The 17,800-nt window shown below is 67.4% G+C and carries 16 protein-coding genes; 11 read left to right on the top strand and 5 right to left on the bottom strand.

The genetic code is table 11. From position 1 onward, the window contains the following. Positions 1-19: 19 nt before the first annotated feature. Both BM310_RS19570 and BM310_RS19565 read left to right on the top strand, forming a co-directional pair. The gene (locus BM310_RS19570; RefSeq protein WP_089811000.1) at positions 20-250 is read left to right on the top strand and encodes a hypothetical protein; all 231 of its coding nucleotides are present in this window, start codon (positions 20-22) and stop codon (positions 248-250) included. Next, a complete protein-coding gene (locus BM310_RS19565) occupies positions 247-642 on the top strand; it encodes a PIN domain-containing protein (RefSeq protein WP_089810997.1) in 396 nt (131 codons plus the stop codon). The genes BM310_RS19570 and BM310_RS19565 overlap by 4 nt, the downstream gene beginning before the upstream one ends. Positions 643-678: 36 nt before the next feature. On the opposite strand, the gene BM310_RS19560 is transcribed toward BM310_RS19565, so the two are convergent. From BM310_RS19560 to BM310_RS19550, 3 genes are all read right to left on the bottom strand, one after another. Continuing rightward, the gene (locus tag BM310_RS19560) at positions 679-2,151 is read right to left on the bottom strand and encodes an MATE family efflux transporter (RefSeq protein WP_089810995.1); all 1,473 of its coding nucleotides are present in this window, start codon (positions 2,149-2,151) and stop codon (positions 679-681) included. After that, positions 2,148-2,744: a TetR/AcrR family transcriptional regulator gene (locus tag BM310_RS19555; RefSeq protein ID WP_089810993.1), complete on the bottom strand. Its 597-nt coding sequence runs from the start codon at positions 2,742-2,744 to the stop codon at positions 2,148-2,150. The genes BM310_RS19560 and BM310_RS19555 overlap by 4 nt, the downstream gene beginning before the upstream one ends. A gap of 169 nt (positions 2,745-2,913) precedes the next feature. Then, positions 2,914-3,123 (bottom strand): hypothetical protein, encoded by a 210-nt coding sequence (locus BM310_RS19550; protein WP_245778555.1) that lies wholly within the window; start codon positions 3,121-3,123, stop codon positions 2,914-2,916. 191 nt (positions 3,124-3,314) lie between these two features. Here BM310_RS19550 and BM310_RS19545 point away from each other — a divergent pair, with 191 nt between their 5' ends. The 4 genes from BM310_RS19545 (at position 3,315) to BM310_RS19530 (ending at position 7,792) form a co-directional block, all read left to right on the top strand. Beyond that, positions 3,315-4,112, top strand: coding sequence for an SDR family oxidoreductase (locus tag BM310_RS19545; protein ID WP_089810991.1), 798 nt, complete (start codon positions 3,315-3,317; stop codon positions 4,110-4,112). 153 nt (positions 4,113-4,265) lie between these two features. After that, on the top strand, positions 4,266-5,387 hold the full coding sequence (locus tag BM310_RS19540; protein ID WP_089811291.1) for an MFS transporter: 1,122 nt from the start codon (positions 4,266-4,268) through the stop codon (positions 5,385-5,387). A 444-nt stretch (positions 5,388-5,831) separates the two neighbouring features. Then, positions 5,832-6,116 (top strand): winged helix-turn-helix domain-containing protein, encoded by a 285-nt coding sequence (locus BM310_RS19535; RefSeq protein ID WP_089810989.1) that lies wholly within the window; start codon positions 5,832-5,834, stop codon positions 6,114-6,116. Positions 6,117-6,574: 458 nt separating this feature from the next. Then, on the top strand, positions 6,575-7,792 hold the full coding sequence (locus tag BM310_RS19530) for an FG-GAP repeat domain-containing protein (protein ID WP_089810987.1): 1,218 nt from the start codon (positions 6,575-6,577) through the stop codon (positions 7,790-7,792). 103 nt (positions 7,793-7,895) lie between these two features. Here BM310_RS19530 and BM310_RS19525 read toward each other — a convergent pair whose 3' ends face one another. Both BM310_RS19525 and BM310_RS19520 read right to left on the bottom strand, forming a co-directional pair. After that, the gene (locus tag BM310_RS19525) at positions 7,896-8,255 is read right to left on the bottom strand and encodes a hypothetical protein (protein WP_143105195.1); all 360 of its coding nucleotides are present in this window, start codon (positions 8,253-8,255) and stop codon (positions 7,896-7,898) included. Positions 8,256-8,364: 109 nt separating this feature from the next. After that, entirely contained in the window at positions 8,365-9,885 is a 1,521-nt protein-coding gene (locus tag BM310_RS19520) for a lipopolysaccharide biosynthesis protein (protein WP_089810983.1), read from the bottom strand. A 442-nt stretch (positions 9,886-10,327) separates the two neighbouring features. Here BM310_RS19520 and BM310_RS19515 point away from each other — a divergent pair, with 442 nt between their 5' ends. From BM310_RS19515 to BM310_RS19495, 5 genes are all read left to right on the top strand, one after another. Then, complete coding sequence (locus BM310_RS19515) at positions 10,328-11,617, top strand: glycosyltransferase family 4 protein (RefSeq protein WP_089811289.1); 1,290 nt, start codon at positions 10,328-10,330, stop codon at positions 11,615-11,617. A 36-nt stretch (positions 11,618-11,653) separates the two neighbouring features. Beyond that, the gene (locus tag BM310_RS19510) at positions 11,654-13,624 is read left to right on the top strand and encodes a heparinase II/III family protein (RefSeq protein ID WP_245778554.1); all 1,971 of its coding nucleotides are present in this window, start codon (positions 11,654-11,656) and stop codon (positions 13,622-13,624) included. Positions 13,625-13,787: 163 nt separating this feature from the next. After that, entirely contained in the window at positions 13,788-14,561 is a 774-nt protein-coding gene (locus BM310_RS19505) for a glycosyltransferase family 2 protein (RefSeq protein ID WP_089810981.1), read from the top strand. A 157-nt stretch (positions 14,562-14,718) separates the two neighbouring features. Continuing rightward, a complete protein-coding gene (locus BM310_RS19500; protein WP_089810979.1) occupies positions 14,719-15,726 on the top strand; it encodes a DUF1616 domain-containing protein in 1,008 nt (335 codons plus the stop codon). A gap of 145 nt (positions 15,727-15,871) precedes the next feature. After that, positions 15,872-17,737, top strand: a complete 1,866-nt coding sequence (locus BM310_RS19495) for a hypothetical protein (RefSeq protein WP_089810977.1) — start codon at positions 15,872-15,874, stop codon at positions 17,735-17,737. The last annotated feature ends 63 nt before the right edge of the window (positions 17,738-17,800 follow it).

The raw sequence follows: 17,800 nt of genomic DNA, 5'->3' as shown, positions 1-17,800 counted from the left end.
GTATATCTGAATATACGGCATGAGTAAATCGTTCCGGGTGTCCCCGGAGTTCCACGAGTACGTCAAGTCACACAAACGGGACGACGAAACGATGGAGGAGACGCTCCGACGACTCATCGGCGGTCCCGACCCTGACGAAGTGTCGGGTATCCTGTCCGACGAAACAGCGGATTCCATCGAAGCCCAGCTAGAGAAGAAACGCGAGCGTGCGGTCGAAGAGAAGAACGACCTCGCGGAGCGATTCGAGTGATTCTCGACACGTCGTATCTCGTCCACCTGTTTCGTGGCCGGGACGACGCGCATCGGAAAGGAACGGCACTCGCGGACGCGAACATCGTCCAACGTGTTCCGTCACCCGTCGTAACCGAGCTCTCGTACGGCGTTCGGATGTACGGCGACGACGACGAGAGACGACAGTTCGAGAATGCGATGCGGATGTACCCTGTCGTGGACCTCGACCGCGAACTCGCCCGACGAGCAGGAAACCTACTGGCCGACGCGGACCGAGAGGCGGGGGGTGACAGCGGCATCGACACTATCGACCCAATGGTAGCAGCCGTCGCTGACGTTCTCGACGAACCGGTTCTCACGAGCAACGTTCGGGACTTCCGAACGCTCGGTGTCGAAGTCGAGACCTACTGAGCGCCCGCCCTCGTCAAACACAGCGGATTGGGGCCGTCAGTCGTCCGCGGGCGCCGTCCGCGCGAGGGACCCCTCGCGCCACGTCCCGCGTCGGTACCACGCGTAGGCGATGGCCGCGCCGGCGACGTTCGAGACGGTGAACGCCATCCAGATGCCGGTCGACCCGTAGCCGAACGACTGCGAGGCGAAGTACGCGAACGGGAGGCGAATGAGTCCGAGCATCGTCACCGCGATGGCCGCCGCCGTCAGCGTCTCGCCCGCGCCGCGGAAACTCCCGGTGTACGAGCGCATGATGCCGATGAAGCCGAACGACGGCGCGACCCAGTAGAGGAAGTCCGCGCCGACGCGAATCACCTCGGCGTCGTCGGTGAATATCGCGATTATCGGCTCGGCGGCGACGAACGCGACGACGCCCGCGAGCGAGAGGATGGCGAACATCGCTATCGCCGCGATGTTGGCGGCCTTCGCGGCGCGCCCCTCCTTCCCCGCGCCGATGTTCTGCCCCGTCATCGTCTCGACGCCGCGCGCGACGGCGATGGCGGGGAGGAAGATGACGGAGAACACGCGCACGCCGATGCCGTAGGCGGCGACGACGGTGGTCGGGAACATCCCGACGACGATGAGCAGCAGGTTCACCGAGAGGGCGCGGCCCGTCACCTCGACGGAGGCGGGGACGCCGATGTTGAGCAGTCGGCGGAGGTAGCCGAAGTCCGGGCGCATCTGCGAGAGGTGTATCTCGACGCCGCGGGTCCCCCGGAACATGATTGCCAGGCCGACGACGAGTGCGAGCGACCGGGAGAAGACGGTGGCGACGGCCGCACCGGCGATACCGGACCCGGCGTAGCCCGTGGCGGCGAGCAGTTGGGACTGGAGTCCCCCGAGACCGAGCATCCCGAACAGGGGGTTGCCCTCGAATCCGAAGATGAGGATGGGGTCTAAGGCGATGTTGAGGACGACCGACCCGAACATGACGAGCATCGGCGTGATGGTGTCGCCGTACCCTCGCATGAGGGCGATGAAGACGAGGAAGCCGAACATGAACGGCAGGCCGAGCGAGATAATCTGCATGTACCCGCGCGCGAGGGGGAGCACGTCGGCGGACGCGCCGAACACCTGCAGGAGTGGGCCGACGATGACGTAGCCGAACAGGCCGAGGAACACCGACCCGACGAGCGAGAACGTCACCGTCTGCGACGCGGCGTACTCGGCCTTCTTCTCCTCGCCCGCACCCGTGTGCTGGGCGACGAGGACGCTGCCCGCGACGGACAGTCCCATGCCGAGGGCGATGAGGAGGAACACCATCGGGAACGCGAAACTGATGGCCGCCAGCGCGTTCGTGCTGAACTGGCCGAGCCAGAACGTGTCCGCGAGGTTGTACGCCGTCTGCAGGAGGTTCGTGACGACGATGGGGAGAGACAGATAGAACAGCGGTTTCGCGATGTCGCCCGACGTGAGGTCGAACTCGTCGCGACTCTTGAAGACGCCGTCCAACCGGTCGCGGAGGCTCACTCGCCCGCCCCTCCGTCGTCGGCCAGCAGGGTCCCCTCGACGTAGTCGCGGAACGCGGCCAGCGAGTCGTCGAGGGGCGTTCCGACGGCGACGTTCTGCGTCCGGGCGCCCCGAACGTAAGTGACGACGAACGACGCCACCTCGTCGGGGTCGACGTCCGCGGCGAACGTCCCCTCCTCGACGCCCGTTTCGAGTATCGAGCGAACGCGAGCGGTGAACGTCTCGTCGAACCGTTCGAGGCGCGCGCGGAACGCGTCGTCGTAGGGGGCCTGCGCCTCGATTTCGAGGAGCGCCGTCCGGAACTCGTGGGGGTCGTCGTCCGTCGGCGGGAGCAGCACCGTCTCGACCAGCGACAGCAGTCGCTCCGCGGCGTCGTCGCCGTCCAGTTCGGCGATGCGCGCCTCGAACTGTTCGAACAGGCGGTCGAGAAACGCCACCAGCAGGTCGTGTTTACAGTCGAAGTGGTAGTGAAGCGCCGCCGTGCTCAGGCCCGCTTCGTCGGCGATGTCCTGCATGGTCAGCCCCGCGTAGCCGTGCGTACGAAGGGCGCTGTGCGTCCCGTCCATGATGTCGGCGGCGGCGTCAGAGCTCATGGGCTCCCTCCGAGAAATCGGTCACTGTTCGTACTGACTGGCTAGTCAGTCAAAAGCCTTGTAGCTGGCGAGTGCCGTGCCGGGAACGATAGCGCTATATCGGGTACTTGGACCAGAGCGTGCGTAAAGACACGCGCAGGTGGGAGGCCGTCGAGTCCGCCGGCGCGGTTCACCAGGCGAAGAACTGGTTGGCGTCGCCCCAGAACAGGTCCTGCGGCGCGCGCATGTCGGCCGCCCGCCGTTCGAACGACCGGTCGCCGAGGAGGTCCCGCACCACCTCTTCGGACAGGACGCCCGACTCGAACAGACTCCACACCTCCGCCTTCAGGTCGTCGGTCAGTTCGTCCGCCATCGTCTCGCCATCGTCGCCGGACGACATTGGTTTTCACACCGTACCACTCGTTAACAGCGTATTAACGTCCCGGTACGGGCGTCTCTGGCCGTCTCGGTCCGATATTTACCATATCCCGAGTGAAGTTCGGACCGAACGGGCGGAGGGCGTTCGGCAAGACGGCACCGAAATCGACCGCCACGAGTAGCATTTTGAGGCAGACGCCCGCATCGTGTCACATGGACCTCGGAATCGCAGGTAACGCGGCACTCGTGACGGCGTCGAGTAGCGGTCTCGGAAAGGCATCGGCGCGCGCCCTCGCGGCGGAGGGCGCGAACGTGGTGATGAACGGGCGGGACGAGGAGCGACTCGAATCGGCCGTCGCGGAGGTACAGGCCGACGCGGCGGACGGCGCGACGGTGGTCGGACACGCGGGCGACCTGACCGACGCGGACGACGTCGCGGCGATGGTCGAACGACCCGTCGAGGAGTTCGGCGGCCTCGACCACCTCGTCACCTCCGCGGGCGGGCCGCCGTCGGCCCCGTTCATGGAGACGACCGACGAGGACTGGTACGAGGCGTACGACCTCCTCGTGATGAGCGTCGTCCGGGCCGTCCGCGAGGCGGCGGACCACCTGCGGGCGGGCGACGGCGGCACCATCGTCAACATCACCTCCCGGAGCGTCAAGGAGGCCATCGACGGCCTCGTCCTCTCGAACGCCGTGCGGATGAGCGTCGTCGGCCTGGAGAAGACGCTGTCGAAGGAACTCGCACCCGAGGTGCGGGCGAACACCGTCCTCCCCGGGTCGCACGAGACGCCGCGCATCGAGGAACTCGTCGAACAGGGGGTCGAACGCGGCGAGTACGACGACTATCAGGCCGGACTCGACGACTGGGCGCAGGGCATCCCCGCCGGTCACGTCGGCGACCCGATGGACCTCGGCCGGACCGTCGCCTTCCTCTCCTCGCCACAGTCGGAGTACATCAACGGTGCCGCCCTCCCCATCGACGGCGGGGCCGGCGCGTCGAACCTGTAGCGCGGGACTGCGCTCGGCGAGTGACGACGGGCCCGTGGCCGCCGCCCGCGAGCGGTTTCCGGAATCAGAAGCGACGTGGTGCCTCGCCTCGGAGTCCCGGGCGTGACAGAGACGACGGCGACGACGGGCGAGGCGGGAACGTACGCGACGCGGATGCTGCTGGCCGTCTCGCTCGGGTGGGCCGTCCTCCAGACGGGGCGCTTTCTGCTCTCGCCGTTGCTCCCGACCATCATCGAGGACCTCGGCATCACCGAGGCGACGGCGGGACTGGCGCTCGCGGCGTTTCAGGGCGTCTACGCGGTGACGCAGTATCCCGGCGGCGAGTACTCCGACAACTGGAACCGGACGACGCTCGTCGTCCCCGGACTGGCGGTACTCGTCGTCGGCTTCCTCCTGTTCGGCGTCGCCACCAGTCTCGCCACGTTCCTCGTCGCCGCCGTCGTCGTCGGACTCGGGAAGGGCCTGTTCGCCATCCCGTCGCGCGCCCTCCTCTCGGACCTGTTCACCGCGCGGCGCGGCCGCGCACTCGGCATCTACGCCGCCGGCACGGACGTGGGCGGTCTGGTCTCGTCGGGCATCGCAGTCCTCGCACTCACCTACGCGACGTGGCGGACGCCGTTCCTCCCCGTGGCAGTCGCACTCGCCGTCGTGACCGTCCTCTACGCCGTCTGGACGCGCGAGGGGTTCCGCGTGGGGTCGCCCTCCCTCGACGCCGTCGGGACGGTCCGCCGCCTCGTCGCCAGTTCCGAGCAACGGGAGACGCTCGTCGCGTTCTCGCTGTTCTACTTCATGGTCGGCGGCTTCATCAACTTCTTTCCGACCTACCTCGCGCAGGCGCGGGGGTTCTCGGACGGGTTGGCGAGTGCGACGTTCGCCGTCGTCTTCGCCGTCGGCCTCGGCATCAAGCCCCTCGCGGGCGGCCTCGGCGACCGGTACTCTCGTCGCGGTATCGCCGTCGCCGGCCTCCTCCTCGGGGCCGCCGCCCTGACGGGACTCGTCCTCGCCACGTCCAGAATCGCGCTCCTCGCCGCCACCGTCGCGATGGCGGCCGGGTACAAGACGGGCTTTCCCCTCGCGGACGCCATCATCATGGACGACGCCCCAACGGACGGGATGGGCGCGGACCTCGGGGCGGCGCGCGCCCTCTTTCTCGCCGCGAACGCGCTCGGCCCGGCGTACGTCGGCGTCGTCGTCACCTACGGCACCTACGCGCACGCGTTCGGGGGCTTCGTCGTCTGTCTCCTCGTCGCGGCCGCACTGTTGCTGAGGGGATGACGCCGCGCCGACCCGGCGGACGCGGCGACGACTCCGCGCGAGTGGCGAACAGAGACTGCTTCCCCCGGCGGCGACGCGCGGTGGTTCGTCTCCGTCGGGATGGTCAGGTTCAGGAGGGTGAATCGAGGAGTTATGAGGCCGTTTGAAACAATCTAGCGGTGGGAGAGCATTTGTTTTGAATCTGAAGTCGTAATCCCAACCTCGTTCGTTCAGGTTTTTATGATTGTCTCAGAATAACCAAAATTTATGCGAAAATCTTATTTAACGAAGCCCTAATTCGGTTATGATGGCAAAAATGGCAGAGCATCGGACCGGGCAAGTCGGCAAGAGTCGCGTGGGGGCGACTCGTCCGCCACGCCGACGCCGTTCGGGACGGCGTCGTACGGACGCGTGTATCGACGGTCGTCGTATTCGGTCACTCGTTCGGGTCGAGGGGGGGCACCGATGAGCGTCGGAAAGAGTCGGTGGGACGAGGTGGGGTACATCATCAGTTCGCGGTACCGCGTGCTCGTCCTCGAACGTCTCATCGAGAGTCCGGCGACGCCGTCTCGCATCGCGTCGGACTCGAACAGTTCGATAACGCACGTCTCGCGCGCCTTACAGCAACTCCGGGAGCGGTCGCACGTCGAACTCCTCGTCTCCGAAGACCGGAAGAAGGGCCGCGTCTACGGCATCACGGACGAAGGACGGTCGGTGTGGGAGACGGTCAACACGAAGAACATGGTCTGACCCGACGCGCGGAGCGACACGGCACCACCGACGCCCGGGCCGTCGGTGGTCGGTGGGTGCGCGGCGGTCGGCCGAATCTGTTTTCGACGCGACTCGGAACGCTCGTGAATCGGTCCCCCACGGGGGCCAGCCGAGAGAAGGTGCAAAACGACGTTAAGATGACGTTAACTGAGAGAGATAGCGTTCGTCCTGACGTTCACCCTCACCCGAATAGTCAGGAGAGCCGACGTGAATGGCCGGTGCGTCGGCGACGACAGACGGGGGCACCACAGAGGTGGTCGCCGCCGCCAGAACCATCGCGGCGAGCGTCACCTTCTGCATAACAAAGGCTCGGTTCGACGAGTATCGACCAATGCGACCAGACCAATCCATCGCATCGAGAGTGCCAGCGTCCGCCGACGGGGCGAACCGAGGAGACGCCGCGGCCGCGCGGGCACCGACTCGGGCGGGGGGCGGCGATGAGTAGCGACGAGTCGCGGACGGCGTCCGACGGCCCCGGGGGCGCGACGACTCTCGGAGACGTCGACGCGACCGACGACAAGTACCGGTTCCGACACGAGGTCATCGACCCGGACCCGCCGAGCGGTCGACTGTTCATCTGCCACCCGACGGACCTGACGGGGAACGGGCTTCCGGACCTCGTCGTCGGGGGGATGGGGTCGACGAACGTCTCGACGCCGATACCGGGACTGACGGTCGAGCGCTCCTCCATCCCGGGGAATCTGTTCAAGCGGTTCGAACGCGACCTGTTCTGGTACGAGAACGGCACCTGGGACCGGCACGTGATGACCGACGAGACCGAACTCCGCCTCCTCGGCAGTACGCTCGCGGACTTCGACGGCGACGGGTCCGAGGACGTCGTCGTCGGACAGGGCATCGGTTTCGGCGGCATCTTCTGGTTCGAGCGACCGGACGACCCCAGAGCGCAGTGGACCAAGCGCCTCCTCCGTGACGACTTCGAGAAGTACCACGACCTGGCGTTCGGCGACGTGGACAACGACGGCGACCCCGAACTGGTGGGCGTCTCACAGGAGAGCGAGACGGTCTTCTACTACGACGTCCCCGACGACCCGCGGCGGACGCCGTGGCCCGACGAGACGAAGCACGTCGTCGACTCCGGCGTCAACCTCGAAGGACTGGAGATAGTCGACGTCGACGGTGACGGCGAGAACGAACTCATCGCGGGCACGCACGTCTACCGACAGGGCGACGACGGGTGGGAACGCGAGACCATCGTCTCCGGGTGGGACTGGACGCGCGTGGCCGTCGCGGACCTCGACGACGACGGCGAACTCGAGGTGATATTCGCCGAGGGCGACTCCCCCCTCCTCGGCGACCACCCGGGACGCGTCGCGTGGTTCGACCCGCCGAACTGGGAGCAGCACACGCTGCGAGACGACCTCTACTGTCCGCACTCGCTGCAGGTGGCTGACCTCGACGGCAACGGCCGGCCGGACATCTACGTCGCCGAGATGGGCGCCGGCGAGAACGACGACCCCACGCACTACGTCTTCGAGAACCTCGGCGGCGGGGAGTTCGAAGAACACGTCGTCGCCAGGGGCGTCGAGACGCACGAGGCTAAACTCGTGGACATGACCGGCGACGGGCGACTCGACATCGTCGGGAAGTCCTACGAACCGGACGCGCACGTCGACGTCTGGTACAACGAATCCTGAGTCGTCGCCGCCCCGCTTCCTTTTTCGGTTCGTCCGGCGCAGTCGCCTCAGTTTCGGCGGCGAGCGACGGCATCGACGTCGGTGACCGCTCGTCTCGACCGAGTCAGGGCAGCAGTTCCGGCAACTGCTGGAGGACGAGGTAGGCGAAGACGACGAAGCCGGCGCGCACGACCCAGTTGAGTCGGGACCACCACGTCGGGATGCGGTCGGTCGGGGCCAAGACGATGCGGAGGACGAGCAGTCCCAGGAACGAGATGACGAAGTAGAGCTCCGGGGTCCACATCTCGAGGACGAAGAGGACGGCGGCTATCAGGACCATCGCCGCCGTCTGCGCGACGGCGAAGATTCTGAGTCTGTCCGCCCCGTCCGACCACTGCTGTCGCTGGCGCGTCCCGGCGTGGTACCCGCCGGACCCGTCGCAGGCGGCCACCGCACGCTTCGCCTCGTCGTCGCCGTCAGACATGGTTTCGGGATGCATCGAGTATCTGTGCTGTGCTCACGTTTGTCTCGCGTGGGAATTCGGCTCGGTCGGTTTGAATATTGCTACTGTCATGGATTCGTGAGAGCGGTGGTCAGAGCATGTCGCGGATGTCTTTGATGTCGTGCAGGATGTTCCAGTTGATGCGGGAGTCGAGGGCCACGACGGCCGTCGCGTACGTCGCGACGCCGACGACGACGAGGACGAGGAGCGACAGGTACGCCGGGAGGTCAGAGACGGCGTTCCGCGTCCAGAAGACGGTGACGCCCATGAGCGCCGCCGCCGGGAGCGGGTAGGCGAACTCCAGCAGCAACCGCTTGAAGTCCGCGTCCGCGGCGCTCGCCGCGAGGTACGTGTCTATCGGGAACATGATGAACGCGTACACGAGCGTGATGACCAGCGCTGTGCCGGTGAGGCCGTACTCCACCGTCGCGGGGTACAGCGGAATCGCCATGAGGACGATGCTGACGAGTTGGAGTTTGACGAGGTAGTCGGGGTGGCCGGTGGCGCGCCAGACGGATCCGTACGAGGAGACGAAGCCACGTATCATCCCGTAGCCGGCGAGCACCTGCATCGGGACGACCATCGGCATCCACTGCTCGCCGAGGACGGCCTTCACGAACGTCGGCGCGACCATGGCGATGCCGACGGCCATCGGCGCGGCGAGGAACGCGGAGATGCGGACGGTCTTGTAGAACGCGGTTCTGAGCTTCTGCAGGTCGTCCTGCACCTCCGAGTACGCCGGGAACGACACCGAGGAGATGACGTGCGTGACCTCCGTCGCGGGCGCGTTCGACAGGCGGTAGGCCATCTGGTAGAAGCCGAGCGAACTCGACGCCAGCAGCCAGCCGACGAAGTGGTCGTCGCCCTCGTTGCGGATGTAGTTCGCGATGCTGCCGCCGGTTATCCACTTGCCGTAGTCGAACATCTCGCGCGCCAACTCGAGGTCGAACCGCGGCCACGGCCGGTAGCCGTGGAGGACGTACGACAGGAACGTCCGGACCACGTTCCGCGAGAGGTAGCCGACGACGAGCGCCCACGCCGTCGGACTCCAGAGCGCGTACGCGAGTGCGGCGAGGAAGTACGCCGCCTCGCCGCTCACGTCGTAGACGAACTCCTTGTGGAAGACCAGGTCCTTTCTGAAGTAGAGGATGCCCGGGTTCCGCAGGCCGAGGACGAGCGGTCCGATGGCCATCACCGGGAGAATCTCCGTCACGATGGGTTCGTTGTAGAAGGACCCCACGTAGGGCGCGCTGAAGAACAGGATGGCCGAGAGGAGAACACCACGAGTGGCGTTCATCACCCACGCGGTGTCGAGGTATCTGTCCACGTTCGAGTCGCGGTTGTAGATGAGAGCGTCGTCGAGTCCGAGCTTCGAGAACCGTTCGAGCCCGATGATGACGAGCATCCCGATGGCGACGATACCGAACGCGCGCGGCGTGAGGAGTCGCGCGAGGAGAATCGCCGTCAGGAGCTGAAAGATGCGGCCCGAGACGTTGAGCGCCGTCGCCCAGATGCCGCCGGTGACCGCTCGTTCCATGAGCGTCCCTTCCGGCGTCAGCGTCTGCTTGACCCTGGCGAACGCCTTGCGGAGACGGTCCGTTATCCCCGACATCTACCGACTCACCCTCCCGCGTCGTCCGCGCGACTCGTCGGCACCCCCGAGCAGTCGCTCGACTGGAGCCTCCGGAAACCTACCGAACGGAACTGTATCGCTCATGTTTCCGGTCAGTTGTAATTTTAGCCAGTTAGTTAATCAGTCTAAACCCGGACTGAACGGCGGCCAAAGCTGATAACAACTCCCGAGTCCGCCCGCGTTCGACCGCGAAACCCAGAATCCGGGGCGCGCCGGGTTTTCCCCGGAACGAGGGCCCTACCCCGCACTTGGTCAGCTGGAAAACAAAGTAGGTGCGAATTAACAAACAGGAATCATATCGCATATCCCCGTAGATGAGTCACAATCACGGCAGGCAACTGGGGATGCCGCCTTCGGCGCTGCGCGCGCGGCAGGGTCGAAACGCGTCGCGGGAACGGACGGGCAACGAGGAGTGCCGACGATGAGCGAGTCGGACAGACGAATCGTCGTCGTCTCCCAGCACTTTCCCCCGGACACGAGCGGCCACGCCTCTCGGATGACTGACATGACGAAGAACCTCGACGCCATCGGGTGGGAGGTGGACGTACTCGCGCCCCCGCCGAGCTTCCCGCACGGCGAGTTCGACCAGCAGTGGTACCGGTCGGAGTCGAACACCATCGACGGGGTGAACGTCAATCGAATCTGGAGTTGGCAGCCGACCACGTCCGACCCGAGCGTCCTCTCCCGCCTCGCCTACTACATCACGTTCGCCCTCCACGCGACGCTGTGGCTGCTGTTCAACAGCCGCAAGTACGACGTGGTGCTCACGACGACGCCGCCCATCTTCACCGGCATGGCCGGGTTCGTGCCGTCGCTCACCGGCACCCGGTGGGTCGTCGACGTGCGGGACCTGTGGATAGACGCCTCCGTCTCGCTCGGCTTCATCGGCGAGGGCGGGATACTGGAACGGTCGAGTCGGGCGTTCCAGCGACGGGTGCTCCGGACGGGCGACACCGTCGCCGTGACGACGGAGATGCTCGGAGAGGCGCTGTGCGAACAGTACGGCGAGGAGTTGCGCGAGAAGGTCGTCGTCGTCCCGAACGGCGTCGACATGTCGCGGTTCGGCGTCGAATCCGAACCGACGGCCGAGTCGGAGGCCATCTCCGTCCCCGCGGGCGGTTCCGAGTCCGAACCGGCGACGGGGTCGGAGTCGACGGGCCGGCCGTCTATCGTCTACGTCGGCAACATCGGGCACGCGCAGGACCTCGAATCGTGCATCCGCGCGATGAAGCTCGTCTCGCACGACGCGGTGCTCCGCCTCGTCGGCGGCGGCGACACCGTGCCGCGACTCAAGCGAATCGCCGCCGAGGAGGGACTGGAGGACCGCGTGGAGTTCGTCGAACCGATTCCGCGCGAGGAGATTCCGGACCTGCTGTCGGAGTCGGACATCGGCATCGCACCGCTCGTCCGCGACGAGGAACTGGCGTACGCCATGCCGACGAAGGTGTACGAGTACTTCGGCTGCGGACTGCCGATCGTCGTCACCGGTTGCGGCGAACTCGAACGGTTCGTCCGGGAGTCCGGCGGCGGAATCCACGTGGACAACGACCCCCGCGAAATCGCCGCCGCGTTCGACAGACTGCTCGCCGACGAGGCGATGCGGACCGACATGGGCGCGAACGGACACGAGTACGTCCGGACCCGGTACGACCGGCGACGAATCGCCGAGCGCCTCGACGGGCACGTCAGAGAACTCGTGGGAGGCGACTGACGGCGATGCGAGGCCAGCAGCCAGCCGTGGTGGACCGTGAGTGACCTGCAGTCGCGACTGGCCCGTCTCGTCGACGGTCAGACGCTGCCGTTGCTGTTTCACACGGCGGCGAACATGGAACCGAGACAGCTCGTCGGCGTCGCCGAGCGGAAGGTCCGTCACGCCGTCGTCCCCCCGCTCCCCGTCGACTTCGACGCCCGGTACGACAGCCGCGTTCCCGAGCGACTCACCTGCTCGCCGGGACCGCTCCGCGCGAACACGGCGATACTCCGTCGGAGCCTCTCGGCGGACGAGCGTGCGACGTTCCGGGCGCGCGCCGCCGAGGCCACCGACGGCGACGTCACCTTCCTCGACCGCACCGTCCGCGTCGAGGACGGCGACGGCGTCGGGTGGCACGGCGAAGCCGTGTACGAACCGCCGGCGCTGTGGGCGCTGAAGTTCCACGGCTTCGAGTTCCTCAAGGGCGCGTACCTCGGACACGACGACCCGACAGACTGCCCGGCCGCCACCGAGACGTTCCCGTGGTGGCTCGCCGACTGGCAAGCGGACGACGGCACCGACATCGGAACCGAGGCGTACCTGCGGCGCGCGTGGACGCCGCACTCGGTGTCGTTCAGGCTCATGAACGTCGCTCGGTACTACGCGTGGCTCAGCGCCGACGAGGGACACCCCGCCCTCGCCGCGCGGTTGCATCGCCTCCTCCACCGGAACGCGAGTTTCCTCGCGAACCACGTCGAACACGACGTCGGCGGCAACCACCTCATCGAGAACGGCGTCGCCCTCGTCATCGCGGGACTGCTGGTGGACGACGCCGGCGACCCGTGGGTCGAGACGGGCGTGAACGTCCTGTGCGACGCCGCCGACCAGTTCCTGCCCGACGGCGGCCACTTCGAGCTGAGTCCGATGTACCACGTCCAGACGCTGACCCGGTATCTGACCGCGCTGGACCTGCTCCGACGGTACGGGCGCACCCCGCCGGCGGCGATTCGCGACGCCGCCGAGCGCGGGACCCGGTTCCTCCGGGCTATCGAACCGCCGGACGGGGAACTGCCGCTTCTCAACGACGCCGTCCACGGCGAGTCGCTGTCGCTCCGGGCCTGCCTCCGGTACGCGAGTGCGGTCGGCGTGGACCCCGGGCCGTCGACGACGACGGCGCTCCCCGACTCGGGGTACTACTGGCTCGGGCGGGGCGAGGACGCCCTCCTCGTCGACGCCGGGGGAATCGGCCCGCGGCACCTGCCGGCGCACTCGCACAACGACCACCTCTCGATTCTGCTGTGGGCGGACGGCCGGCCCGTCCTCACGGACACCGGGACGTACGAGTACGCGCCGACCGAGAAGCGACAGCACACGCGGAGCGTCGCCGCGCACAACACGGTTCAGTACGGCGACGTGGAGCCGATTCCCATCGCCGGGAGCTACCTGATGGGCCGGCGGTTCGAGCCGACGGTCGAGTACGGCGTCGCGGACGGCGTGACCGTGTTCGACGGCGCCTACCGCCGTGCGGGCGGCGGACCCGACGCCTACGGCCACCGACGCCGCATCTACGCGGACGACGGCTGGTGGCTGGTCTGGGACCGCGTCACCGCGAGCGAACCCCGACCCGTCCACAGCCGACTCCACGTCGACCCGTCGGTCGCGGTGGACACGACCGCGTCCGCCGACACCACCGCGTCCGCCGTTCCGTCCGCGTTCGCCCTGCGCGCCGACGACGACGGGACCGACGGCCACGGCGACGGCGAGGACGGCCGGAACGAGCCGCTGGCGTATCTGTCCCCCCTCGACGCGGACGAGGCGACGGTCGGCACCAGCCCGTACTATCCGGCGTTCCTGACCGAGGTCGAACGGGAGTCGCTCACGCTCGGCGCGTCGGGGGCGGACGTCTCGTTCGGCTTCCTGCTCTCGACGCGACCGTACGACGCCGTGGCCGTCGAGTGCGACGACGACGGTCCGGCGACGCTGACGCTGGACGGGACGGAGCGCGGGCTCCCGGAGACGCCGCCGTGACGCCGCTATCGGCACCGTGGGGCGGGCGGCGGCGTCTCCGAGGGGAGGCGAGAGCATATGCCGCTCATAACAATGCTTCGTCTTCCCTACCATTCGACCGAGAGCGGTCGCGACCCCCCGTCGCGGCCCGACCCGGCAGTTCGACACGAACCAGAGAGAAGACATGGTAGACATCTCCATCATCATTCCGACGCTCGAAACGGACCCGACGTTCGGGTGGGAACAGCAACTGGAAGCCGCGGCCGTCGAGGGAGAGGTCGTCCTGCGGGACGACCCGACCGCCTCGGCGGCCAGAAACGCCGGCATCCGCGAGGCCAGCGCCGACAAACTGGTCTTCCTCGACGACGACTCCGACCCGCAGGAGGGCTACTTCGAACGCGTGTCGGCGCTGTTGGACGACCACCCGGCGGTGACCGGCCGCATCGTCGACACCGGCGCGCGTATCACGCGCGACCTCTCCAACCAGTACGACCAGGGCGACGAGGCGCACGTCACGGAGACGGTGGTCGGCTGCAACATGGCGATTCGCCGGTCGGTGCTGGAGGACGTGGGCGGGTTCGACGAGCGACTGCCGTACGGACACGAGGAGACCGAACTCGCCGACCGCATCTCCGAGCGGTACGACTTCTGGTACGACCCGGACCTCGTCGTCGCGCACCCGTTCGCCGACTCGCTGTTGGACTACTACGGCAAGGCCTACCGACACGGCCGCGAGGCGGTTCCGTACTACCTGATCCGCGGCGAGAACGTCCACTCGCGCATACTCACGCAGGCGCTCGTCCCGACGAACTACCTCGGGGACTCCCTCCGCGGAACGCTGTTCGCGGCGACGAGTCAGGTCGTGCGGACGGTCGGACTCCTGCAGGGCTACAGAAAGTACGTGCGGGGCGGTCGGTCGTCGGCGTACACCGGCCGCCGGAACCCGCTCGACGAGTGACCGTGTCGCCATCCACTCGTCTCGAACGGCTGTCGCCCGCCGCCGTCTCGCGACGGACCGACGGGCAGGGTAGCGAATTCCTGAACGCGTCGCAATCGGTGGTTAAACGCCTCCTGCCGGGCGACGTTTTTAGACCGATGACGGGGTATCACCGCTCATGGTAAGTCGTCCCGACCGCGCGAAGACGACGGACGCCGGGCTAGTGGCGACGTTCGTCGACCTCGTCCTCGCGGCCGCACTCACCGCCGCCGTCTTCGGTATCGCAGTCACGGGGGCGTCCTCGTCGGTTCTGGACCCGCTACACGTCGTCCTCGGGGGACTGCTCGTCTTCGTGCTCCCCGGGTACGCGCTCACCGCCGCGCTCTTTCCGGCCCGGTCCGCGCCGCGGTCGCCGGCCGACGCGCCGCCGGACCACCCCTCCGTCTCCTCGACGGAGCGGGTTGTCCTCAGCGTCGGACTGAGTCTGGCCGCCACGCCGCTGACCGTCCTGGCGCTGAACTTCACCGAGTTCGGCATCGGCCGGGCGTCCGTGCTGAACGGACTGGTCGTCGTCGCCGCCGTCGCCCTCGTCGCCGCCACGGTCCGCCGGGCGACGCTCCCGCCGCACCAGCGGTTCCGGCTCTCGCTCTCGTGGCTTCCGAACGGGTCCGCCGGCGGGCTTCGCGCGATTCCGGCGACGAACGTCCTGATTGCCGTGTTCCTTCTGGCGTCGGCCGGCCTCGTCGGCGCGACGTTGGCGGAACCGCAGAACGGCGAGCGCTACACCGAGTTCTACCTGCTGACCGACAACGGGGAGAACGGGACGCTCGTCGCGGACGAGTACCCCGCGCGACTCGACCCGGTCGAACCGCGGTCGCTGTACGTGGGCATCGCGAACCACGAGGAGCGAACCGTCGAGTACACCGTCGTCACCGAACTGCAGCGGATAGAGACGCGGGACGGCGAGCGGACCGTCGCCGCCGAGAGCGAACTCGACCGCTTCACCGCGACGCTGGCGGCGGGCGAAGCGACCCGACAACAGCGCGAACTCACGACCGACTCCGCCGTGACCGGCGAGCAACTCCGCCTCATCTTCCTGCTGTACAGGGGAACGCCGCCGGAGACGACGACGGAGGCGAACGCGTACCGTTCGACCCACATCTGGGTGAACGCGACGGCACCGTAGACTCTCGACCCATGACCGACCACACCGACACCGACCGACGACACCGCCCGCGCACCGACCACCCACGGGGACGGCGGTCAGATTCGCCGCGCGGACGCCGCACGTCGCCCACGGGCACCGAACCGACCTGCGGAGGGGCGGAGACATGAGCGGAACCGGCGACTCCGGCGCGCTGTCGAGACGCAGCGCCGCCGGTGCGCTGTCGAAACTCGCCGGCGCGGACACGCGGTGGGCCGTGACCGCCGGGTTCGGCCTCGTCGTCGTCCTCGCGTACATTCTGTTCTCGACGCCGCCGGCACCCGCCTTCGAGATGTCCATCTACGACGCGTACCCGTGGTACTTCTGGGCGCTGGCGGTTCTCGCGCTACTCATCGGCCACTACGCCGTCCTCGAACACGTCTTCCGCGAGCGGACGGACGGCACGTGGCGACTCGGCGTCCTCCTGATACTCGTCGTCGAGGCGCTCCTGCTGTTGCTCCCGTACTTCAGGGGCTACCCGGTGTTCGGCCGGGGCGACGTGCTGACCCACGTCGGACAGATACAGACCATCATGGCGACGGGCGTCGCCGGACAGGAGGACATCTACCCGAACCTCCACTTCCTCGTGGTGAGTTTCTCCTACGCGAGCGACGTCGAGGCGATGCACCTCATCAACGCCATCTCCGTCGTTATCTCGCTGTTCTCGGTGGTGGCGTCGTTCGCCCTCGTCGCGTCGGTGTACGACCGGACGCGCGCGCTGTTGACGCTGCCGTTCGTGACGCTGCTCATCGGCGGCACGGCGCACGTGAACCCCTCGCCGTACCCGCAGAGCGTCCTTCTGGTCCCGTTCGTCCTCTACCTGTTCTTCATGGAGCAGCAGACGCGCTCGACGGCGGTCCGCGTCGCCCTCGTCGTCGTCGTCGCCGCGATGGTCATCTACCACCCGCTGACGACGCTGTTCCTCCTGTTCGTCCTCGTCGTCTACGGCATCGCGAGGGCGCTCCACGACCGGGAGCTACTGGTTGGCGAGTCCGACGACTGGCGGAGCGCCGTCGGCGCGGCACCGGTCGCACACCTCGCCGTGGGAATGTTTGCGGCGTGGTATCTGGACTTCTCGCAGGTGACGAAGAAGATTCAGGCCGTCGTGCAGACGTTCGTCGGCTCCGAGAGCGGGACGTCGACGCTCGACTCCTACAGTTCGACGGTGTCGGAGACCAGTCCGGCGCTGCTGGACGTGATACGCATCGGCCTCGTCAAGTACGGGGTGTCGGGCATCCTGCTCACGCTCGCGGGCCTCTACACGCTGTGGGTCGTCGTGTCGGTACTCCGTCGCCGGCCCGACCTGGACGCCTACCGGACGACGTTCATCGGCGGGTTCGGCCTGTTCGCCGGGGTCACGGTGCCGTTCCTCGTGATGGACCTCGTCGTCGGGTTCGGTCGACCGCTCATGCTCGCGCGGATATTCGCCGCGCTGCTCGCCGGGTCGCTGTTCTACGCCGTCTACCGCGCGACGGGGTGGAAGCGCGCCGTCCGCGTCGGTGCCTACCTCGTCCTCATCGCCCTCGTCGTCGTCAGCACGTTCGGCCTCTATTACTCGCCGTACGCCATCCAGAGCAACCACCAGGTGACGAACGCCGAACTCGACGGCGCGGAGTGGACGCTGGCGTACCGCGACTCGAGTAACCCGACCACGCAGTACGGCATCAACCTCCGCCGGTTCCGAGACGCCATCTACGGGACGGCGGGCTACTCGAAGGACGAGGTCATCCCGGCCAGCACCACCGAGGGGCCGCCGGCGCACTTCAACTACACCGAACACGACACGCTGGGAGCCAGTTACGACACCGACAGGTACATGCTGATCACTCGCGGCGGGCGGATATTCTACGAGGAGATGTATCCGGACTACCGCGAGTTCTGGCGGTTCGAGGCCGAGGACTACGCGCGTCTCGAACGCGACGGCACCGTCTCGCACGTCTACGCCAACGGCGGCTACGACACCTACCTCGTCAACGCGACGCGCGGCGGGTAACTGACGAGAGGAAGACTGACCGACGAAGGAAAGACTGACCGACGAGAGGGAGACTAGCCGACG

The organism is Halogeometricum rufum (assembly GCF_900112175.1).
Classification (GTDB): domain Archaea; phylum Halobacteriota; class Halobacteria; order Halobacteriales; family Haloferacaceae; genus Halogeometricum; species Halogeometricum rufum.
This window is presented reverse-complemented; position numbering and strand designations above follow the sequence as displayed.